Consider the following 21711-nt stretch of genomic DNA (forward strand, 5'->3'; position numbering starts at 1 on the left):
ATCCCGCCGCCAGGCTCGACGCAAGGACGTATTCATGCCACCGCTGCGCGCTGCCAATTTACTCGCCACTACTGAAGGTTCGCGCCTGCATTCGGCCGAGTGTGACCACTGGCAACGCTGGGGACCCTATCTCAGCGAGCGTCAATGGGGAACGGTTCGCGAGGATTACAGCGCGAACGGCACCGCATGGGACTACTTCCCGCACGACCATGCGCGCAGCCGCGCGTATCGCTGGGGCGAAGACGGCATCGCCGGTTTCGGCGACGACAAGCTCAGCTGGTGCATCTCGCTTGCGCTGTGGAACCGCAACGATCCGATTATCAAGGAACGCCTGTTCGGCCTCACGAACGCGCAGGGCAATCACGGCGAGGACGTGAAGGAGTTGTACTTCTACGTCGACGGCACGCCAACGCATTCGTACATGCGGATGCTCTACAAGTACCCGCAAGCGGCCTTTCCCTACGACGATCTGATTCAGGAGAACGCGCGGCGCGGCGCCGATATGCCGGAGTACGAAATCCTCGATACCGGCGTGTTCGACGATTCGCGCTATTTCGACGTGCAGGTCGAGTATGCGAAACATGCCCCCGACGACATCCTGATGCGCGTGACGATCGAGAATCGCGCGGACCGGGCGGCATCGCTCGATGTGCTGCCGCAGATCTGGGCGCGCAATTCGTGGTCGTGGAAGGAAAACAAGGACAAGCCAACGCTCGTCGCCGGCGAAGACCATAGCGGCGAAGCACATGTAGTCGGCCGTCAGCATGGTCATGAGCCGATTGTCGTGACCGCGTGGTCGAAAGATGCGCCGCAACTGACGTGGCTTTTCTGCGAGAACGACACCAACGTCAAGCGCCTGTTCAACATGGACGGCGCGGGCCCGTTCAAAGACGGTTTCAACGATTACCTCGTGCACGGCGATGCCCAGGCGGTGCGCCACGACGCCGGCACCAAGGCCGCCGCGCACGCGCCGCTCGAACTCGCACCGCATGGCCGCGCCGTGGTGTACATGCGCTGGCGCCCGCAGTCGAGTCCGGATGACGTCCTGCTCGACGCCGACGCGGTATTCGCTCACCGCATCGCCGAGGCAGACGAATTCTATGGAGCGTTACAGCATGAGATCGACGATCCCGATGCGCGCCTCGTGCAGCGTCAGGCGCTCGCCGGCATGCTGTGGTCCAAGCAGTACTACCAGTTCGACGTGCAGCGCTGGCTCGAAGGCGATCCGCTGCAACCTGCGCCGCCCGGGAGCCGCAAGCGCGGCCGCAACGCGGAGTGGCGGCATCTGTGCAACGCGGACATCGTGTCGATGCCCGACAAGTGGGAATACCCTTGGTACGCGTCGTGGGACCTGGCGTTTCATGCGGCTGCTTTCGCGTTGATCGATCCGGCGTTTGCGAAGCGTCAATTGCTGCTGCTCGTGAAGGATCGCTACCAACATCCGAACGGCCAGATACCCGCGTACGAATGGGCGTTCGGCGATGCGAATCCGCCGGTGCATGCATGGGCCGCATGGCGCGTCTATGAAATCGACCGGGGGCTGACCGGCAAGGCGGATCGCGATTTTCTCGAACTCGTATTCCACAAGCTGTTGCTGAATTTTTCCTGGTGGGTGAACCGCAAGGACGCCGACGACCACAATATTTTTCAGGGCGGCTTTCTCGGCCTCGACAACGTCGGCATCTTCGATCGCTCGTCGCCGCTACCGACCGGCGGCCACATCGATCAGGCCGACGGCACCGCATGGATGGCCGCGTACGCGCTCGACCTGATGCGCATCGCGCTCGAGCTGGCGTATGCGAACCATGTGTTCGTCGATATCGGTGTGAAGTTTTTCGAGCACTTCCTGTATATCGCCCAAGCCGTCAGTTGCGACGACGGTTGCGACACCGGTCTATGGGACAGCGAGGACGAATTCTTCTACGACAAACTGCGCCTGCCGGACGGCAGCAACATGCCGATGCGGGTGCGCTCGATTGTCGGGCTGATTCCGCTATTTGCCGTACACGTACTCGAAGAACGCCTGCATGGCGGCTTGCCGGGTCTGCGTGAGCGGCTCGTCTGGTTCCTCCAGCATCGGCCCGATCTGGCGAGGCTGGTATCGCGCTGGAATGAGCCCGGCAAGGGCAATAGCCTCCTGCTGTCGGTGTTGCGCGGACATCGGATGAAAGCATTGTTGCGCCGTGCGCTCGACGAAAGCGAATTCCTTTCCGATCACGGTGTGCGGGCACTGTCGCGCGTGCATCGCGACAAGCCGTTTGAGTTCAGCTTCAACGGCAACAGTTTCTGCGTCAAATATTTGCCAGCCGAGTCGGACTCACGCGTGTTCGGCGGCAATTCGAACTGGCGCGGGCCGGTGTGGATGCCGGTGAACTACCTGCTGATCGAATCGTTGTATGAATTTCATCGCTACTACGGCGACGATTTTCGTGTCGAGTATCCGACCGGCTCAGGGCAGAAGTTTTCGCTGTGCGAAATCGCCGACGAACTGGCGCGCCGCGCAACCACACTGTTTCTCAAGGACAAGGACGGCGAGCGGCCGGTGATGGGCGCGTATCCGTTATTGCAGGCGGACCCGCGTTCGCGCGATCTCGTGTTGTTCCACGAGTATTTCCATGGCGACAACGGGCGCGGCGTGGGCGCTTCGCATCAAACCGGGTGGAGCGGGCTGGTTGCGTTGCTGTTGCAACCGAGAGCGATGGCCGGATCGGGCAATGTGCCATTGACCGGCGAACCGGAACCGGCTCCCGCACCGGCACACACGCCTGAGCCTGCGCTGGCGACCGCCGCGACGAAGTAGTTCGCGTGGTCGCCGAGAACTGGCGTTGAGCGAGGGTGCCTTTCTATCTGCGGCCGACAGCGAAGGCCCCGCGGAAGCGGATGCGCTGCTCGCATGCAATGGACATGCATGGCGGCCTTTGCAAAGGAACGCAGTCGAGAAGAAGTAACTTCATGAAACGCAGCAACACAATCGGGGGGCGCGATGGCGACGACACGTAAGAAGAAAGCGACAGGCGGCAGCGAGCGGATTCTGGCGATCGACGTCGGCGGAACGGGGTTGAAGGCCGCGATCATCGATGGTGCCGGGCACATGAAAACCGAGCGTTTGCGGGTAGCGACGCCGCATCCGTGCACGCCGGATCAACTGGTGGATGCGTTGGTGAAGCTAGTGGAGCCGCTAGTCGAGAAGGCGCCGGCAACGCTGATGTCGATCGGCTTTCCGGGCGTGGTACGAGACAACCGCATTTTGACCGCGCCGCACTTCGGCGTTGAAGGCTGGCATGACATTCCGCTGGCCGATTCACTGGCGCGGCGCTTGGGCGGTTTGCCGGCACGAATGATCAACGATGCCGAGATGCAAGGGTTTGCCGCGATCGAAGGCCACGGCATCGAGTTCGTGCTGACGCTGGGCACCGGCGCGGGAACGGCGCTCTTTCGCGACGGCGAACTGATGCCTCATCTGGAGCTTGCGCATCATCCGGTCAGCAAGAAGGGTATGGCGTACGACGAGTACATCGGCGAGGCGGCGCGCGAGAAGGCAGGGAATAAGCGGTGGAATCGACGCGTCGAGAAGGTGATCGGGATTCTTGCGGCGCTGGTGAATTACGACAAGCTTTGGATCGGGGGTGGGAATGCTGCGCGGCTGACGATAGATTTGCCGGCGAACGTCGCGATTGTGTCGAACGATGCCGGTATCGAGGGCGGGGCGCGTTTGTGGCATCCGAAATCCGTTCGGGAGACGCGACAATTGCCGGAGGCTAATCAGCGGGCTGGTCTTTTCAAGTGAGGTTTTTTGCTGCGCAGCGGGGTTGTTTGCCAACGCCGCGCCGCAGATACACGAACAACGGCGCCGCGTAGGCAAACAAAGCAAGCAACGACCGGCACCGCAGGCAAGCCTGCAAGGCTGCAAGCGAGAAACTGCCCCGGCGGGCTAGAATCGTCTCAGACTGCCAACTTCACCGGATCACCATGAAAACATCGCGCCGAAACTTTCTGATATTGAGCGTGGGCGTCGGCTCGACGCTCGTGCTCTCGCGTGCCGCATTCGCCGACACAGGCGGCAAGCTCAGCGAAGCGGATCCGAAGGCGCAAGCCGTCGGCTATAAAGAGGACGCTTCCAAGGTCGACAAGGCGAAATTCCCCGGCTACACCGCCGGACAAACGTGCGGCAACTGCTCGCTGTTCCAGGGTAAGGCCACGGACGCCTACGGCGGCTGCACGCTGTTCGGCGACAAGCAGGTCGCCGCGCGCGGCTGGTGCAGTTCGTATTCAAACATCTGATGTGAACGAACGGGCGCTGTTCGCGCGCGCGTCAACGCAACGCGTCCAGCAACAGTTGATGCGAATGGCCGATCCACACGGCCGCATCGCGATGGTCGCGCAGGGCATCGCCGGTGTTCGGGTGTAGAAAGACATCGAGCGAGCCGTGATTCAGCGCGAGCCAGCCGACAATCTCGGCGAACTGCTCCTGGCCGAATGCGAGCTGATACGACCACATCGGATGCGGTCCGACCGGACGCTCGTGAAAGCGGCCCAATTGCAGCTTGCCGTTCCAATGCGCGTCGATCTTCTCGCGAAAGGCCCACGCGGCGTCGCGGCTGCTCGAGTCCGAGCAGGATACGCAACGTCGTGATCGGCTCGCCAGCTAGCACCGCGTCATGTCAATGGACGATGTCCTGGATCCGATAATAGGCGCCGACGAGCGGCAGCATCCACCGGCGCGCCGCATGCGCCGGCACCGGCGGCCAGGGCAGCGCGCGCCACGGGTTGGCCTCGGCGGAACCGTATATCACGTCTGCCATCACCCGGCCCATATGCGTGGACATCTGCACGCCGTGTCCGCTGTAGCCCATCGAGTAGTAGAGCCCGTCATGTTGTCCGGCGCGCGGAAGGCGGTCCACTGTGATGTCGACGAGACCGCCCCAACAATAGTCGACCCTCGTTGCAGACAGCTCCGGAAAATACTTCGCGAGGTTGGCTTGCAGCACGTGACCGCTCTTCGCGTCCGAGCGCGGATCAGACATCGCGAATCTGGCTCGCCCGCCCCACAGCAGCCGGTTATCGGGTGTCACGCGAAAGTAGTTGCCGATGTTCAGCGAGGTCACGTAGTTGCGCCGCTGAGGGAAAAGCGCGTCCAGTTGCCCCTTCGAAAGCGGCTCCGTCACCACGATGAAACTGCCGACAGGCGCCATTCGTTGCTGGAACCATTGCAGCGAGCCCTGCCGGGAAGGCCCTGTCGCCACGAGGACGTTGTCCGCCCGAACCAGGCCGCGTGCCGACGTAATCTCGTAGCCGCCGCCGTCGGTTCGCTTAATGTGCGTCACTGCCGCGTTCTCGAAGATGCGCGCCCCGTGACGCGCCGCCGCCTGCGCGAGCCCCACGCCAAACTTGCCCATGTGCATCTGCGCGCCGTTGCGTTGCAACAGTCCGCCATGAAAACCATCCGAACCGACCTCAGTGCGCATGCGCGCCGGCTCGATTAATTCGATATCCTGATCGACCTCGCGATGCAACACTTCGTAGGTCCGCGCGAGTTTCTCGAAGTGCTTGGGCTTCGCCGCGAGTTTGAGCTTGCCGCTACGTACGAAATCGCAGTCGATCCGATGCTGCGTCACTATCGATTCCACCGTCTGTACCGCGCTTTCGTACGCGCGATAAAACTCGCGAGCCTGTTCCAGCCCGACGCTCGCCGCGAGTGAAGCAAAGTCTTGCGCGACGCCGGTGTTGCACTGCCCACCGTTTCGCCCCGACGCCTGGCCCGCTACCCGCCCCGCCTCGAGCACCGTGACCGACGTCCCACGCACGGCAAGTTCCAGTGCGGCCGATAAGCCCGTAAAGCCGCCGCCGATCACGACAACATCGCTGCGCCCCTCTACGGGACCGTCGGCGCCCTCATTGAATACGGGGGCGGTGTCCAGCCAGTACGAATCTAGCTTCATTGAATTTTCGATTGAATACTTCGAAGCAGACCGGCCTCGCCAGCGAAGCGTTCGCGGCGAGCCGGTCACCGTAGCGATCAACAGCGAGGACCCGCCTGGCTCAGGCCGACCACCACGCATATTCGGCAAACGAAAAACCCATCATCGCGCCGGTCGGAATCGAGCCAAGCCCTTTGAGGCGCTTGTCATTCGCATCGATCAGACTGATGAACGACGGGATACCGATACCGCCTTCGTCCGTGACCAGCGCCTGCATCTCGCCGTACATCTGTTTGCGTTTTGCGTCGTCGGTCTCTGCACGCGCGCTCACGAGCAATTGATCGAATTTTGGATCCTTCCACGCCGATTCGTTCCACGGCGCGTCCGATTTGAAGAACTGCGTGAACAGCACATCCGCGCTAGGCCGCGGGTTGATGCTGCCAAAACCGAGCGGGTGCTTCATCCAGTGATTCGACCAGTAGCCGTCCGCGGGGACGCGATTCACGCTCAGATTCACGCCGATCCTGGCGGCCGTTTGCTGGATCAGCTGCGCCATTTCAACCGAGCCGTTTGCGTCCGTGGTGGCATAGATCGGCGGCAATGCGGCTCCGACCGCGCCGGCCTTCTGCATATAAAACTTCGCCTTGTCGAGGTCGAAGCTGCGCTGCGGCAGCGAACCATTGAAGTATCGATGACCCGGCGGAATCGGCTGATCGTTGCCGATCACCGCATAGCCGAGAAACACCGCCGAGCGGATCTGCTCGCGATCGAACATGTACTTCATACCCTTCACGAAGTCGGGGTTGCCCGTGAGCGTGTTGTCACGGCGCATGATCAGGTCCGTGTACAGACCCGACTTGGTCTCCTTGACCTCGTACCCAGGCGTTGTGGAGATACCCCGCGTCGAACGAGGATCGACCGAGTTGATCAGGTGTACGTCACCGGCGAGCAGCGCGTTGACACGAGCCGCGTTGTCGCTGATGCTGATCAGTTCGATCTGATCCAGATACGGCTGCCCCGGCTTCCAGTAGTTGTCGTTGCGCACGCCGACTGTGCCCGCGCCCGGTTTGAAACTCTTCAGCTTGTAGGGACCAGTGCCGATCGCCGAGTTGAAGTTGATCGTGCCGTCCTTGACGATGACGAGTTGCGGCGTCGCGAGAATCACGGGCAGATCCGCATTCGGCACCTGCAGCGTCAACGTCACTTCGTTTGGCCCGCTCGCCGTCACGCTTGCGAACTGGTCGGCAAGTGTCTTCACGCGGGAGGCCGTTTGCGGATTCTTGTGACGTATCAGCGAATAGACGACGTCGGCCGGCGTAAGCGTCTTGCCATCGTGGAAAGTCACGCCCGGGCGCAACTTGATGATCCACGTCTTCGCGTCCGCGCTCGACACCGATTCGGCGATGTTCATGCGCGGCGTCAGGCTTTCGTCAAGCTGCGTCAGGCCGCTGTAAAACATGAAGAAGCGGATATAGTCGCCGCCGGTCGAGCCCGCTGCGGGATCGAGCGTATCCGATACCGAACCCGCGTTATAGGCGACACGAATGCTGCCGCCCTTCTTCGGAACTCCGGCGGCAAGCGCGCCGGGCGCGGCCGTAAGGAGTCCCCCGCCGGCGACCATCATGCCGGTCCCAGCCAACATGCGCATCATGTCGCGGCGGCTGATGCCGCGGCTATTCGTTTCGTCGTTCACTTGAATTGGCTCCGCAGAGGTAAATGATCCAGGCAACGTTGTGTAGGCGGCGAGAAGATTTTCGAGGTCTCGTTAGCAGCATCGTATGCCTGCAGAAACCGCGTAAAGCGCCGACAAAAAAAGGCAGACGGCATAAACAAACTGTTCTTGCACTGCTAACGCGGCAATTTGCATGGTCGCCGGTTTTGCGCGGCAGAGCTGGCATGAACGAGCGATGTCAGGCGCTCGCCGACGCCTCCGCTTCGAGCAACTGCGGGTAGCGTTGCAGCACTTCCTCATACAGTTGCGTGATCACTTGCGGCCCCGACTTCAAGGTGCCGGCTGCCTCTCTAGCATCGAGCGCATCGAAGATCTTGTGCTTGAGAAAATGCCGCCATACAACCGGCGCGCGCGCGAGAATGCCAGTCAGCATGTCGTAGCGCTCGCGCGTCCATTTCGCTTCGTACGCGTTGCGCTCCGCGCCATAGTCGAAGTGAGATGCTGGCCGCCGCTGGGCGTCGTTCCTCGCGGCCTCTCGCACACGCGCGCTCGCGTCTGCGTCGACGCCGCCATTGGCCAGCACCACGCCGTACAGATCGCGCGCCTGATCGACGGACAGATAGCCGCGTCGCACGTCTTCGAGCACCTTCTGTAGATCCCGTTCGTAAGGATGACCGTAGCCGCCGCCGCCGCATCCTTCGAGACGGATCACATCGCCGGGACCGCACATCACGAGATCGGTCACGCCGAGATCTTCTTCGCTGTCAGTACCTGGGTTGCGGGTAAACCGCGATACGGCGCCCGCCTTTCCGCCTAGCACGCCCCACGAAGCAAAGCGCGAACGGTCGCGATTACGCGCCGTCACCAGCGTGCCTGGCGACGAGACGCGGAACTCCATCACGGTTCCGAGTCCACCGCGATACTTGCCGGCGCCGGCGCTGCCCGGCACCACGCCATAGCGCGTGACGCGGATCGGCACTTCAGCTTCGTTGATCTCGACCGGCGTGTTGCGCAGGAACGCGACGTTCGCACCGGATGCGTCCGAGCCGTCGGCCGACGCCATGCCGCCCGCGCCGCCGCCCACCGGTCCGATCGACGCGATCACCGTGCGACCGTTGCGGTCGACGGTCTTCACGTTGAGAATCGACATGCCGCCCGCGGGACAGGCCGGCAAGCGCTCCGGGCACACCATCGAAAACGCGCCGAAGGTGACGTACTGAGCGACCTTGGCGGTCAGACTGCGCATGCCGACCGCGGCCGGCGGCACGCAGTTCATGATCGTGCCTTCGGGCATGATGCAGCGGGCCACTTTCAGCATGCCCGCATTCAGCAGCAAATCAGGATTCAGCGAATACAGCACATAGTTCAGGCCGACGAGCGCGAGCACGTGCCGCTCCTTGCCGCCCGTCGGCATGTTCAGCGACGAATTCAATTGCGGGTCGCTGCCTGTGAAATCGAATACCAGCGAACCGTCCTTCACTGTCAGCGTCAGGGCCACACGCAGCGGCTTGCCGTTGACTGAATCTTCATCGGCATATTCGGCGAAGAAGTATTCGCCATCCGGCATGCTTCGCACGATCGTGCGCGCCTGCTCCCCCGAATAGTCGAGCAGTGCGTCCATGCCGGCGCGAAACTGTTCGATGCCAAAGCGCTCGATTATTTCCAGCACGCGCCTCTCGCCGGTCATGAGCATCGCGATCTGCGCCTTCAGGTCGCCGCGATTCTGCTCCGCCGCGCGCACGTTGATCGCCATATGTTCGAGCAGCGCTTCATCGAGCACGCCGGCGCGGACGATCTTCGTCGGTGCGAAGCGGATGCCTTCCTGATAGATCTCCGTGAGTGTGCGCGATAGCGAAGCCGGCACCGCGCCGCCCATGTCGGTATTGTGAATATGCCCGCCGACATAGCAGACAATTTCCCCGCCGAAAAACACGGGCTTCCACATCATCACGTCGGGCGTGTGAGTGGCGACATAGCCGCTGTACGCGTCGTTCGTCATGCAGATGTCGCCCGGCTCGTAGTGATCGATCATGTCGATCACCGCGCCGAAATCGAGTCCGGGATACCAGGTCGCGCCGAGCGTTTTCGGCGATGCGAATGTCAGACCGCGCGTGTTCATCAGCGTGCAGGAGAAGTCTTCTGTCTCCTTCACGAACGCGGAGTGCGCGGTTCGCACCAGCGTGTACGCCATGCTTTCGGCGGCCGCGACGCAATAGTTCGCGAAGATCTGAAGGACGGATTTATCGAATGTCATGGTGTGTTCCTGGATCGGCCAGTCAGACGGCTTCGAGAAAGAGGTTGCCGTATTCGTCCACGCGTCCGTCGAAACCCGGCAACACGCAGGTCGTGGTGTCGTCCTGCGCGATGATCGCCGGCCCGGCGAACCGGTGTCCCGCGAGCAGCGCGGAACGCCGGTAAAGCGGGACGCGGCGCCATGCTCCGTCCAGATACACGTCGATCTCCGACTCCACGCGCGGCGCACCCTCGCCTATCGCGATGTGCGGCAGCGCGGGCTTCGGCGTGGGCGCGGTGATGACGAGCCGCAGCGCCACCACCTGAATCGGCGACTTCTCGTCGCTATGCCCAAAGAGGCGCGCGTGTTCGCGGTGAAAAGCCCGCGCGATCGCTTCGATATCGCCGCCGGTGATGGCTTCCGTCGCAAGCGGGGTGTCGATTTCGAACGATTGTCCGCGATAGCGCATATCGGCCGATACGACGATGTCGGCGGTGGCGTCCGTACCGGTCTCGCGAATCACCCATGCCCGAGCGTCGGCTTCGAGATGGGCGAGATCTTGCGCGAGCAGTGCGAGCGACGCGCGGTCGAGCGGATAGTATGTCGTCCGAACGAAATCGTTCTTCGTATCGGCGATCAGGCCGCCGAGCGCGCTGAGCACGCCTGGCGTGGTCGGCACCAGCAGATTGCGTACCTTCAGGGCCCGCGCGAGAAAACAGCCGAGCATGGGTCCGGCGCCGCCGAACGGCATCAGCGCGAAAGTGCGCGGGTCGATCCCGAAGCGCGAACTGAGCCGGCTCACGCCCGCGTACATGCCGGAGATCGACACCTCGATGATGGCCGCGGCGGTCTGATAGACGTCGAGCCCGAGGCGCCGGGCGAGCGGCTCGATTGCTCGCCGCGACGCGTTCGCGTCGACTTTCACCGCGTTGTAGCCGAGCGTGGCGCTGCCGAGCACGCCGATGACGGCGAATGCATCGGTGATTGTCGGGCGCGTGCCGCCACGGCCGTAACAGACTGGCCCTGGGCTCGATCCTGCGCTCTCAGGCCCGACCTTCAGCACGCCGAATTCGTCGACCCAGGCAATGGAACCGCCGCCGTCGCCGACCGATGACACCGACACAGACGGAATATGAATCTGGAATTCGCCGATGTATTCGCCGGTAGCGTATTGCGGTTGGCCATCCACGATTAGCGCGATGTCCGCAGTCGTTCCGCCGATGTCGAGACTCATGCAGTCTTTCACCTTGCAGAGCTTGGCAAGATACGCCGCGCCGATCACGCCGGACGCCGTTCCGGACAAGATCATCTGCACGCAGTTCTGTTTGCCGTGCTCGGCGCTCATCACGCCGCCATTCGATTTCGTGACTTTCAGATCCGCAGCGACGCCGCTTTCCGCCAGCGCCGCCTGCAACTGCGTCAGATAGTTAGAGACGCGCGGTTGCACGTAGCCGCCGATAGTCGCCGTCACCGTGCGCTCGTATTCGCGGATGATCGGCCAGACCTCGTGCGAGCAAGACACGAAGAAGCCTGGCAGCGCGGCCTCGATAATCGCTTTCACCTGCTGTTCGTGCGCCGGGTTGCGGTATGAATGCAGCAACGACACCACCACGCCTTCGCAGCCCGCCGCCTGCAAGCCGCGTACAGCATCGAGCACGCTTTGCTCGTCGACAGGCGTTTCTTCTTCGCCGTCAGCACCCAGACGCCCAATCACACCGAACACGCGGTCGCGCGAAATTAGCGGTGCAGGGCGGCTGGACATCAGGTGGTACATATCGGGGATCTTCAAGCGCGCGATGTCGAGCACGTCTTCGAAATTGCGCGTGGTGATAAGGCCCAGTTTCAACCCGCGGCGCTGCACCACTGCATTCACGCCGACGGTCGTGCCGTGCGTGAAATAGGTCACCTCGTGCGGCTCGATGCCGTAGCGCTCGCGCAGTCCTTCGACGCCGGCCAGCACTTCGCTGCCCGGGCTGTCCGGACGCGAAAACACTTTCAGCGTGCGGATCGAGCGCGTGGCTTCGTCCAATACCGCAAAATCGGTAAACGATCCACCGATATCGACTCCGATTCTCAAACCCATTGTCGTGTCCTTGCCAGTCTGATGTGATGTGCGTATTCGCGCGGCGGCCGTGTTCAGGCGTGCTGCCTGCGTTTGTCGATGACATCGCGAATCTGGTAGTAGGTGCCGAGCGCGGGCATGAACCACGGCTTGCCGCTATAAAACGGATGCGTGACCATGGGCGTGCCGTAGGCGCTCGTTTCGGGCGCTTGTCCTTCGACGATCAGCCGCGCGACCTTGTAGCCGAGGTATGTCATCATCACCACGCCACTGCCGTTGCAGCCGAGTGCGTAGTAGATGCCGTCGGCGGTACGGCCGAGATGCGGCAGGAAATCGAGCGTGAGCGCCACCGTGCCGCCCCAGCTGTATGCCACCTTGACGTCGGCCATCTGCGGGAAGCGCTCGACCATCTGTGCGTGCAGGATTGCAGCGGACTGACGACGATCGAGGCTGTAAAAGCGCGCCCGGCCACCGAACAGCAGACGCTTGCCATCCGGCGAATAACGGTAGTAGTTGACGACACGGCGCGTCTCCGAGACGCCGCGACGCTTCGCTATCAGCGAACGCTGCAGATCGGCCGGCAATTCTTCCGTCGCGATCTGATGCGAGACGACCGGCACCACCCGGCGCTGAAGGTCGGGCATCGACGCGCCGGTGTAGCCGTTCGTGCAGATCACTACGTGCCGGCTGACGAGCGCGCCGCGCGATGTCTCGATGCCGTATTGCGCTCCGACGCGAGTAATGCTTCGTACCACGGCGCGGCTGCATACCGTAACGCCCGCCCTGCGCGTGGCGGCGAGGAGACCGGCGAACATCATCGACGGATGCACCTGGCCCGCGCGTTCGAGCAGCACGCCGCCCGCATAGATGTCGCTCGCGAGTTCGCCGCGCAGCTCATCGCGCGAAAGAATACGTGCGCCGGCGCGCGCATACGCGTTCAGGTTGACGATGCGCTTGCGCCACGCGGTCATATGCGCGTCGGTCCACATTGCGTTGATACGTCCTGCCTTCACATAGCTGCACTCGATCGCGTTATCGCGCAGGATGCTTTCGAACACCTCGTACGATATCGACGCTTCGCTCAGCAACCTGCGTTGGCGTTCTTCGGACACCGAATTATCGAGCTTCTTGCCGGACGGCGCCTTGCCCACGTTCACGCCGCCGGAGACCTGCCCGCCGCTCAGCGTGCTTGCCCCGATGCCCGGCACGTCCGCTTCGAGCACGGCGACGCGCAAGCCCTGCTTCGCGAGTTCGAGCGCACACGACAAACCCGCGTAGCCGGCGCCGACAATCGCCACGTCAACTTCGCGAGGCACATCGGACATCAGTTCGTCATGGGGGCGCCAGTCCTTCCACCAGTACGGTGTGTCGGTGAAATCGGACGAGAAAACGTGGTTGCGCGTGGACACGGTCGAGTCCCTGGTTGGGTTGAACAGCCCCCGCTCGTCTGGTCAGCGAGGGCGTGAAGTTTTGCTGCGACTACTTATAGAAACCAGTGCGTTTCCTGCGGGCTTTCAGTCACCGTATCGGCCTCATTGGTCGTCAGACGCATAAAGCGTCGCTCACGTCGCGCAGCGCATCGCGCGTGACAGCAACGATTTCGTCGATGTCAGCTCGCGTCGCGACGAGCGGCGGCGCAAAGCCAACGATGTCGTTCGTGCCGAGCGCACGCACGATCAAACCGCGCGCAAGCGCTGCCTGTGCCACTCGTTGGCTCGCCTTCGTGGCGGCCGGAAAGGGGCAGCGCTCAGTCTTGTCGGCCATCAGTTCGAGCGCGGCGAGCATGCCCACGCCCCTGACATTGCCGACCAGCGGATGCGCGTCGAACTCTTCATGCAAACGCGCCTGGAAATAAGCGCCGACCTGCGCAGCGTTGTTCACCAACTGCTCGCGCTCGATGATGTCGAGATTCGTCAACGCCGCCGCCGCGCACACTGGATGGCCGGAGTACGTCCATCCGTGATTCATCGCGCCATGCTCACGCGAGCCGCGTTCGATTACATCCCACACGCGCTCGCTGACGATCACACCCGACAGCGGCAGATACCCGCTCGTCAGCCCTTTCGCCAAGGACATCAAATCGGGCACGAGACCGTAGTGCTCGCTACCCGTGCGCGAACCGAGGCGGCCAAAGCCGCACACCACTTCATCGACGGCGAAGACAATGTCGTGACGTTTCAGCACCGCCTGGATCGCGGGCCAATAACCTGACGGCGGCGGCACGATGCCGCCTGAGCCCATCACCGGCTCGCCGAAAAATGCGGCGATCGTGTCGGCGCCCTCACGCGCGATCAGTTGCTCCAGGTGCTCGACGCAATCCGCCACGAACTCCGCTTCGCTCGCGCCGGGACGTGCGTCGCGATAGAAGTCGGGGCTCGCGGTATGCAGCACCTGCGGCATGGGAAGATCAAAACCGGCGTGAAATTTCGGCTGGCCCGTGAGACTGCCGGTAGCAATGCCCGAGCCGTGATAACTGCGTTGCCGCGCGATGATCTTCTTCTTGCGCGGCCGTCCGAGCACGTTGTTGTAGTACCAGGCGAGTTTCACTTGCGTCTCGTTGGCGTCCGAGCCTGACATGCCATAGAACACCTTCTTCATGCCAGACGGCGCCCACTCTTCGATCAGACGCCGCGACAGTTCGACAGCGGGATGGTTCGAAAAGCCCGCATACGTGTGATAGAACGACAGCCGGCGCGTCTGCGCTGCGATGGCGTCGGCCATTTCCTCGCGTCCATAGCCGATGTTCACGCAGTAGAGTCCCGCGAACGCGTCGATGTACGAGCGCCCCGCGTGATCCTCTATGCGAATCCCTTTTGCCCGCGAGATGAGGCGTGCATTGAGTTGGCCTGACGCATGATCGGACGCGTGCGTGCCGGGATGCATCAAATGTCGCCGGTCGGTCTCGAGCGTCAGTTCGCCATGCGTGCGCATCGCCGGGTTCATGGCGGTGTCGATGAAGTTCATGGTTTGCCTGCCGCTGATGAATTTGCAGGAGCGTCCCACTGGGGATGCCACGCCGGCTTGCTCACGCGGCCGTCGGCTCGAGCCAGCGCGCCGATGCGCGCCATCGCGCTTGCATCGAGTTCGAAATCGAATACGGCCAGGTTTTCGCCAATGCGCACCGGATTCGATGACTTGGGAACCGCCGCCACGCCAGGCTGCTGCATGAGCCAGCGCAAGATGATCTGAGCCGGTTTGCGCTCGTGTTCGCGTGCGATCTCCGCGATGACCGGATCGGCGAGCAGCTTGCCGCTGCCGAGCGGCGTGTGCGCGATGAGCGCCATGCCATGCCGCCGGCAGGCTTCGAGCACTCTGGTCTGATCCAGGTACGGGTGGTATTCACACTGATTGGCGGCCAACGGAACGGAGGCAACCGCGACTGCGCGATCGAGCAGCGCTGCCGGAAAGTTCGATACGCCAATATGCCGCGTCAAGCCGCTACGCTGCGCTTCGCACAACGCGCCGATGGTTTCCTCGAGCGGCACTTCCGGACTAGGCCAATGTACGAGCAACAGATCGACGTGATCGAGCCCGAGCCGCGCGCCGCTTGCTTCAGCGGCGCGCCTGAAATCGGCGGAGCGCAATTCGGTGTGCCAGACCTTGGTCGTCACGAACACCTCGTCGCGCGGCAGACCGCTCGCGGCGAGCGCCTGGCCGACCGCCTGTTCGTTCTCGTAACGCGCCGCCGTGTCGATATGCCGATAGCCCGCTTCGAGCGCCGCGCGCACCGCTTGCACGCCTTCGTCATGAGTGGATCGCCACGTGCCGAGACCGATTCCCGGTATGCGCGCGCCATTAGCTTCGATAACCGGCAACGCGCCGCGTCGCTCAAGAGATGGTCCCATCGCGTAATCGTTCTCCAGTGCTTTTCAATTCAGTGAAGGTGTGCCACAATACGGCATGGCGTTCCATATCCAGTGCGTGAAAAGTAACACGCGTTTTTTTGCGTTGCAAGCGCGGCGTGTGTGCGCGCTCGCCCGAGCGCCGGTGCTTCCTCGGAGACCTGCATGAAAAGCCTGTTGAAGAGCCTCGAAATTCTGGAGGCTGTGTCGCAGAACCAGCCGGTCAGCGTGGGCGTGCTGGCGCGCCTGCTCGACATGCCGAAGTCGAGCGTGCAGCGCGTCCTGTTGACGTTTCACGAGGCCGGCTGGCTTCGGCAAGCGAGCGGCGATCTGACGCGGTGGGAAGTGGGTCCGCGAATTCTCGGCGTGCGGCCTGCCGCTCTGCGCGGCGGCGCGCTCTACGCGGCCGCGCGCGAGCCGATGCGAGAGTTGCGCGACTTCACCAACGAAACGGTTCACCTGTCGGTCCCGGACAGCACCAACTCGATGGTCCTGATCGACCGCGCGGATTGCACACAGACTGTGCGGACCTTTAGCCCGATTGGCGACCTGAGCCCGTTTCACGCCACCGCCACAGGCCTCGCCGTGCTGGCCTATATGAAGGACTCCGATGTCGACGAAATCCTGAGTCGGGATCTGCCGAAGTTCAGCGAGACAACGCCATGTGATCCGGCCGAGATACGGCTGGAACTCGAACGCATCCGGCAACGTGGCTACTCGGTGAATCTCTCGCAATACCGCCATGCGGTGTGCGCGATCGGCGCACCGATCATCGATTCAGACGGGGCGCCGGCGGCGAGCATCTGCATCTCGATGCCGGAATCGCGCTATGAATCGGCACGTCTTGAAGAATGGGGCAAAGCTGTTGCGAAGGCGGCGGCTGCAATCAGTGTGTAGCAAGCCAGTAGCGCTGTGGCGACGCGCGATCCACTCGTGGTAGCGTCACGATTCGCGCATTGCCGCGCGTCGAAGTCTAGCCAACGCGTCGGCTTGTGCAGCCTGCAGGACCGTTTGCAATGCGCGCGCGCCGATGCTGCGGCCCTGGTGCTCTGACGCGATCTGCAATTGCACGACGACCCATTCAGTGTCGGATGTGCCTTCAGCAAACCGGCGGCGATTCGCCAAATTGGGCCGCCATTTCCCCTCGTTTCGCGCAATTGCATTCGCGCGCGCTCGCATAAACTGGTTTCCATGGAGCGACAGGTCATCGAGCCCATCGACGCGGTCTTCCCCCGCGTTGTTTTGAACCGTACCGTTGATGGCAGTTTGCCGCGGTTGTCGAAAGCGGCAGGGCAGGAAAGCAGTAGGAAGTAGAAGCAATCGGAACAGCGCGCAGTCGATTCAATAGGCGCTGGAAACAGCAGGGGATTGCAGCGAGGTGTAGTAAAGCGACGGACCGAGCTGTGATGCGGTAGCAATCGAAGCTGAAGTAGCAATCGAAGTTGCAGTAGTAACTGAAGTTGAAGTAGCAGTTGAGGTTGAAATAGCAGTCGAAGTAGCAGCAGCGTTGTTAGTGAGTGGTGGGTATAGGTCGGCAAGCATCCACGCGCCTGCGCGACTCCTCCATCCTGTCCGGCCCTGTTCCCTTGCGGAACAGGGTTTTTTTTCGTCGGTGCAGCACATGGCGACTTGCATTCGCTTAAGTCTGTCTTAATAGTTGCTTGCCATGATGACGAAACGGACTCACATTCGGAGTCTGTCAGGCCGCCGGCGCATCGGCGGCGTTTGTCACCGGACAGCAAAATTCCGGTGGCAAAACCGAGAGTTAGCGAAGGAGGTTGAACCGATATGTCCAGTAAATCGCGAAGCCGCAAGCACAGTCAGCCAGCCATGTCGCCGCTGTTGCGCGCGCTTACCTATAGCCGCACCGCGCACGAGCCTGTCACCGAGGCGATGCTTTTGCAGTGCTACACCGCTCTCGATGCATTCCGGCATGGTCACGGCTCGCGGAACTTGTACATGACGCTGAGCCGGCACTTGCTGGTGTCGCAAGAACTTTCGCGTCTCGGGCTCGGGGCGGACGTGCTTGCCTACATTGAAAGCGCACACGCGGCGATGGTTCAGCTCGACGCCCGCGAGCATCGAGACGGCCTCTGGACACTCGAGGACAGCGAATATTCCCGCCTTTGCACTGCGCTGGCCATTCTGGACGGACAACTGTCCATCGCCTCGCTGAGCGACATCGCGAACGCCGAAGCAAAAATGCTCGAAGGGTTGATGAGAGCGGCCCGGATACAGGCGGCTACCGAAGCGACGGTCTAGCCGCATGGTTCTTCGCTCCGTAGAACCCGGAAACAAAGAACAAAAACGCCCTACGTAGGGCGTTTTTTGACTCCGGAGCAAGCCGCTATCACTACCGCTCAGCGCGCGCTCACCTTGTATCCATCGTTCAGCGTCTTCAGGAACGCGATGATGTCGCGAATGTCATCGTCGCTCATCGCAGGTTTGTCGCCGAATTTTCGGTCGAACGGCGCGTCTTTGTCGTCGATGTTTGCCTGGTACTTCGCCGGCAGATCATCGTACTTCTGAATCTTTCCATCAGGGCCGCGCGCGTAGAACTTCTGCGGCGCGATATTGCGTTCGTTGTAGAACGCCATGACGTCCTCGAGCGAACGATAAACGCCGTTGTGGAAGAACACCTGGCGTGTGGCGACGTTGCGTAGCGTCGGCGTGAGGAACATCCCGCAATATTGCGTCTGGTCCTTCAGGTCGGTACGGAAGGGCCCGCAGATGCCCATGTCGAAAAAGCCGTGATCCCGGTTGGCGGCAAGGCCGGCATTCCGTGGCACGCCGAGCGCCTCGTACTGATAGTCCGTCAACATCGGCGGCAGGCCGTCGGAACCCGGCTTCGAAAGATGGCAGCCCGCGCAGTTCGCCTTGTTCGGGTCGTTGAACAGACGCAGCCCGTGCAGTTCCGCCTGACTGAGCCGCACTTTTCCTTCAAGCCAATAGTCGTATTTGCTGGTGTAAGGATGAAACGACTGCTCTTCCACCTGGTAGCGCGCAATCGCAAACATGGCCTCCGACATCGCGAGGTTCGTGTTTTCAAAAACGTTCGGACCGAATAGCTGAATGAAGTCGTTCCGGTACGGTGTGCGCTGAAGCTTCGCCAGCACGTCGGCCATGCTCGCATTCGCCATCTCGACCGGGTTCAGCATCGGACCGGATGCCTGTGCCTGGAGCGTGTCGGCGCGGCCGTCCCAGAACATGCCACCTTGCGGAACCATGGCAGGCGCGGCAGGCGCCACCCCCGCGTTCTTCTGGGCCTTTTCCACGCCTGCCGCCTGAGTCGCCATCTTCGCCAGATCGGGCGCATTGTCCGCGTCGCCGCTATCCGGGCCGATGCTGAAATTAGGCTGCCGGTAGAGGTACATGAGCGACTGCGGCGGCCGGTAGCCTTGCTGTGACAAAGTCGGGCCGCCTAACTGGACGGCGAGATTGTTGGCCGGACCATACGCGTGCGCAGGGCTGTGGCATGACGAACATGATTGGCGACCGGACGCGGAAAGCGTCGGGTCGAAAAACATCTTCTTGCCGAGTTGCGCCACGGCGCTCAGTTGAGCCGGTGCAACCGGACGCTGGAGCACGATGGGATTGGCATTCGCCCCCGTCAGGTCTTCGACAAGCGCGCCGACCGCGGCTGGAACTCGCGACGGGTACGCCAACGCCCAGACACAAAAGCCGATCGACGCGATCAGCACGGCGGCGGCGAGCAGCGCCAGAATGCGTTTGGCGCCGCACCGCGACTGATGCTGGGGAGGACGTGATTCGACGGGACGAACTGCGGAAGCAGGCATAGGGGTAACGGCGAGGAAGCTAAAAACGCAAAAAGTTGCCAACCCGAACAGGTTGGCAACACGGAGATACCGTCCAGCTTCGCATCGGCGCCCGAGCGCCGACGCGAAGCGCGGAACCTAGATAGCAGGGACCGACGAGACCGGCGTGCCCAGGTTCGGGTCGACGAACAACGTCGGGTTGCTGCCGCCGCCGTTGAAGTTGAACAGGCTCATGATGCTGCCTGCCGTCGCATCGAAGGAGCCGCCGCCGATTCGCTGGCTGCCCAGCCAGTTATCTTCGATGAAGCGAACCACCGATGCCTGGCTAATCGGCGTGTGGTCGACATAATTGACCTTCGCCCACGGCGAAATCACGATGAACGGAATGCGCGTGCCCGGGCCGCAACGGCCGTTGACCGCAGCGCCGCTCACGCCGGGCGGAGCCGTTCCCGTGCCGCACTTGCCGGCGCCGTTCAGCAGGTCCGCCTGCGCATCGAACGACGAAGACGTCGGGTTTGCATAGGCATGGTCGTACCAGCCATCCGAATCGTCCCACGCGACGATCACGGCCGTGTTCTTCCAGTCAGGCTGTTGCTGGAGGAAGTTGACGATCTTGGCCGTGAACGCCTGTTCGTCGAGCGGGTCGGAGTAGCCCGCATGGCCGTCCTGGAACGCCGGCGCCTTGATGAAGCTGACTGACGGATAGTTGCCTGCCTTCACCGTGGCAAAGAAGTCGTCGGAGTCGTACTGATGATTGGCCGGGTCGACCGTCTTGCCGTCCGACTCGAGCGTGTAGCCGATGGCTGCCGTCGAGCTCGGGCGCAAGTGCTGCGGGTTCGCCGTCGATGCGTAGTACTGGAACCAGTTGTGGTGCGGGATGTAGTCGGCCGTTGCCTGTCCGACCACCGGCGACACCGTGCTGCGCTTGCAGCCGGTCGTGCCGTTGCTGTTGGTCGTCGACAGGTTGAAGCCGCCCATGAAGCCGCCCCACGTGACGTTCTTCGCGTTGAGCAGGTCGCCGATGTTCTTGCCGGACATCAGGATCTGGTCCGTCGTGCTGGAGCACAAGTCGGCAGCCGGGTCGACGTCATTGATCAGGGTGACGCCGCCTTGACCATCGTTGACGTAGTACGAATGGGATGCCGTCGTCAGATTGAACGGCTGCTGGCTGGTCTTGACCAGTTGCACGCCGTTGGTTTGGCCAGCGATAACTTCCAGCGCACCCGGAGTCGACGGACCATACGTATCCGTAAAAGCGTTGTCGCTCATCGCGAAGTGCTGCGCCCAGTTCCACATCGCCGACACGGTGTTGCCGTCGAAGTAGCCCATGACCTGGCCAGTCGTACCGAAGGCGCCGGCGCCGCCGCTCGACCCCTTACCCGTGTACTTCGGGAAAAGGTCGACAGCGCCGTTGTCATACGCTTGCTGCTCCGCCGTGTACGCATGGTTCTGGTCGGCCGTCGCGGCCTGAGTGCGGTCCAGCCGGAACGGATTGGCAGCGCCCGTGCCGTTCGCGGTGTTCGTGAAGTTCGGATTCGCGCTCAGCAACGTGCCGCTCAGGCCGTTCACCGTCGGGGTGCCAGCCGCAGCCGTGAACGCGGGTTCGCCCGCCGGATTCGTCGCACTCGGATAGGTGGCGAAGTAATGATCGAACGAGACGTTCTCGTTATAGATCACGACCACATGCTTGATGGGCGTCGACGTGGTCAACTGATTCTGCACCGACACGGGAGTGAGCGAATTACCGTTGTTGCCACCGCACGCATACAGCGCGACCGCCATAGTGATGCCTGATACGCCAAAAAGGAAGGCTCGGGAAAGCATACGTTTTAACTCCGGATATTGTTTTGCTAGCTATTTTTTCGACCGCTAGTCGTGGCGAATTCAGCGGCGTGTAGGGAGCGTTTAAAAACCCACGTACATTGGAGCATCGGGGCGTTACGGGGAAATGGCGCTTTGCTTACCCAGCTATTACGTGGCTGGTGCGATATCAAGCTCATTGAAGGACTTCGCGGAGGAAAGTCTGATATCGACGTGAGGTGAATAGCGTTGTGTCGTCGCTACGAGTGTTCGTAGGGCGTGCGATTCACCGCTGCCCCAGCGTTGAAACGGGTTTGCTGGAGTTATCCACGCTTGTTAGACTGCCTCTCGCAAGCTGTCCGCAAGCGCGTTTTTGCTGTCATATGCCTACCGGGCTTTCACGTCTGC

At 62.1% G+C, this 21711-nt stretch carries 15 protein-coding genes; 5 read left to right on the top strand and 10 right to left on the bottom strand.

Features of this window, described 5'->3' with window-relative positions; all coding sequences use genetic code 11:
• The first annotated feature begins 34 nt into the window (after positions 1–34).
• From SB772_RS22775 to SB772_RS22785, 3 genes are all read left to right on the top strand, one after another.
• Positions 35–2800, top strand: coding sequence for an MGH1-like glycoside hydrolase domain-containing protein (locus SB772_RS22775; protein WP_410835462.1), 2766 nt, complete (start codon positions 35–37; stop codon positions 2798–2800).
• Between the two features lie 183 nt (positions 2801–2983).
• The gene (locus SB772_RS22780; RefSeq protein ID WP_410835463.1) at positions 2984–3787 is read left to right on the top strand and encodes an ROK family protein; all 804 of its coding nucleotides are present in this window, start codon (positions 2984–2986) and stop codon (positions 3785–3787) included.
• Between the two features lie 182 nt (positions 3788–3969).
• The gene (locus tag SB772_RS22785) at positions 3970–4281 is read left to right on the top strand and encodes a high-potential iron-sulfur protein (protein ID WP_410835464.1); all 312 of its coding nucleotides are present in this window, start codon (positions 3970–3972) and stop codon (positions 4279–4281) included.
• 31 nt (positions 4282–4312) lie between these two features.
• On the opposite strand, the gene SB772_RS22790 is transcribed toward SB772_RS22785, so the two are convergent.
• The 8 genes from SB772_RS22790 to SB772_RS22825 form a co-directional block, all read right to left on the bottom strand.
• Positions 4313–4645 carry a DOPA 4,5-dioxygenase family protein gene (locus SB772_RS22790; protein WP_410835589.1) on the bottom strand — a complete coding sequence of 111 codons (333 nt, stop codon included), beginning with the start codon at positions 4643–4645 and terminating at the stop codon, positions 4313–4315.
• 16 nt (positions 4646–4661) lie between these two features.
• Positions 4662–5939 carry an NAD(P)/FAD-dependent oxidoreductase gene (locus SB772_RS22795; RefSeq protein WP_410835465.1) on the bottom strand — a complete coding sequence of 426 codons (1278 nt, stop codon included), beginning with the start codon at positions 5937–5939 and terminating at the stop codon, positions 4662–4664.
• 100 nt (positions 5940–6039) lie between these two features.
• Positions 6040–7569 carry an ABC transporter substrate-binding protein gene (locus SB772_RS22800; protein WP_410835590.1) on the bottom strand — a complete coding sequence of 510 codons (1530 nt, stop codon included), beginning with the start codon at positions 7567–7569 and terminating at the stop codon, positions 6040–6042.
• A gap of 259 nt (positions 7570–7828) precedes the next feature.
• Positions 7829–9844 (bottom strand): hydantoinase B/oxoprolinase family protein, encoded by a 2016-nt coding sequence (locus tag SB772_RS22805; RefSeq protein ID WP_410835466.1) that lies wholly within the window; start codon positions 9842–9844, stop codon positions 7829–7831.
• 22 nt (positions 9845–9866) lie between these two features.
• Positions 9867–11906 carry a hydantoinase/oxoprolinase family protein gene (locus tag SB772_RS22810; protein ID WP_410835467.1) on the bottom strand — a complete coding sequence of 680 codons (2040 nt, stop codon included), beginning with the start codon at positions 11904–11906 and terminating at the stop codon, positions 9867–9869.
• A 53-nt stretch (positions 11907–11959) separates the two neighbouring features.
• On the bottom strand, positions 11960–13294 hold the full coding sequence (locus SB772_RS22815; protein WP_410835468.1) for an NAD(P)/FAD-dependent oxidoreductase: 1335 nt from the start codon (positions 13292–13294) through the stop codon (positions 11960–11962).
• Positions 13295–13427: 133 nt separating this feature from the next.
• Positions 13428–14849, bottom strand: coding sequence for an aminotransferase (locus SB772_RS22820; RefSeq protein WP_410835469.1), 1422 nt, complete (start codon positions 14847–14849; stop codon positions 13428–13430).
• Positions 14846–15730, bottom strand: a complete 885-nt coding sequence (locus SB772_RS22825; protein WP_410835470.1) for an aldo/keto reductase — start codon at positions 15728–15730, stop codon at positions 14846–14848. Before SB772_RS22825 ends, SB772_RS22820 begins: the two co-directional genes overlap by 4 nt.
• A 162-nt stretch (positions 15731–15892) precedes the next feature.
• Here SB772_RS22825 and SB772_RS22830 point away from each other — a divergent pair, with 162 nt between their 5' ends.
• Positions 15893–16624: an IclR family transcriptional regulator gene (locus tag SB772_RS22830; RefSeq protein ID WP_410835471.1), complete on the top strand. Its 732-nt coding sequence runs from the start codon at positions 15893–15895 to the stop codon at positions 16622–16624.
• Between the two features lie 891 nt (positions 16625–17515).
• Positions 17516–17989, top strand: a complete 474-nt coding sequence (locus tag SB772_RS22835) for a hypothetical protein (protein ID WP_410835472.1) — start codon at positions 17516–17518, stop codon at positions 17987–17989.
• Positions 17990–18087: 98 nt separating this feature from the next.
• On the opposite strand, the gene SB772_RS22840 is transcribed toward SB772_RS22835, so the two are convergent.
• Both SB772_RS22840 and SB772_RS22845 read right to left on the bottom strand, forming a co-directional pair.
• Entirely contained in the window at positions 18088–19524 is a 1437-nt protein-coding gene (locus tag SB772_RS22840; RefSeq protein WP_410835473.1) for a cytochrome-c peroxidase, read from the bottom strand.
• Between the two features lie 117 nt (positions 19525–19641).
• Positions 19642–21327 carry a phospholipase C gene (locus SB772_RS22845; protein ID WP_410835474.1) on the bottom strand — a complete coding sequence of 562 codons (1686 nt, stop codon included), beginning with the start codon at positions 21325–21327 and terminating at the stop codon, positions 19642–19644.
• Positions 21328–21711: the final 384 nt, after the last annotated feature.

It is taken from the genome of Paraburkholderia sp. SIMBA_030 (assembly GCF_046535245.1).
GTDB lineage: Bacteria > Pseudomonadota > Gammaproteobacteria > Burkholderiales > Burkholderiaceae > Paraburkholderia.

What these genes read in the sequence shown, in the direction of transcription:
- SB772_RS22845 (WP_410835474.1), bottom strand. Translation starts at nt 21,327, where the DNA reads ATGCTTTCCCGAGCCTTCCTTTTTGGCGTATCAGGCATCACTATGGCG.
- SB772_RS22810 (WP_410835467.1), bottom strand. Translation starts at nt 11,906, where the DNA reads ATGGGTTTGAGAATCGGAGTCGATATCGGTGGATCGTTTACCGATTTT.
- SB772_RS22805 (WP_410835466.1), bottom strand. Translation starts at nt 9,844, where the DNA reads ATGACATTCGATAAATCCGTCCTTCAGATCTTCGCGAACTATTGCGTC.
- SB772_RS22780 (WP_410835463.1), top strand. Translation starts at nt 2,984, where the DNA reads ATGGCGACGACACGTAAGAAGAAAGCGACAGGCGGCAGCGAGCGGATT.
- SB772_RS22800 (WP_410835590.1), bottom strand. Translation starts at nt 7,569, where the DNA reads ATGATGCGCATGTTGGCTGGGACCGGCATGATGGTCGCCGGCGGGGGA.
- SB772_RS22825 (WP_410835470.1), bottom strand. Translation starts at nt 15,730, where the DNA reads ATGGGACCATCTCTTGAGCGACGCGGCGCGTTGCCGGTTATCGAAGCT.
- SB772_RS22840 (WP_410835473.1), bottom strand. Translation starts at nt 19,524, where the DNA reads ATGCCTGCTTCCGCAGTTCGTCCCGTCGAATCACGTCCTCCCCAGCAT.
- SB772_RS22820 (WP_410835469.1), bottom strand. Translation starts at nt 14,849, where the DNA reads ATGAACTTCATCGACACCGCCATGAACCCGGCGATGCGCACGCATGGC.
- SB772_RS22830 (WP_410835471.1), top strand. Translation starts at nt 15,893, where the DNA reads ATGAAAAGCCTGTTGAAGAGCCTCGAAATTCTGGAGGCTGTGTCGCAG.
- SB772_RS22835 (WP_410835472.1), top strand. Translation starts at nt 17,516, where the DNA reads ATGTCCAGTAAATCGCGAAGCCGCAAGCACAGTCAGCCAGCCATGTCG.
- SB772_RS22785 (WP_410835464.1), top strand. Translation starts at nt 3,970, where the DNA reads ATGAAAACATCGCGCCGAAACTTTCTGATATTGAGCGTGGGCGTCGGC.
- SB772_RS22795 (WP_410835465.1), bottom strand. Translation starts at nt 5,939, where the DNA reads ATGAAGCTAGATTCGTACTGGCTGGACACCGCCCCCGTATTCAATGAG.
- SB772_RS22775 (WP_410835462.1), top strand. Translation starts at nt 35, where the DNA reads ATGCCACCGCTGCGCGCTGCCAATTTACTCGCCACTACTGAAGGTTCG.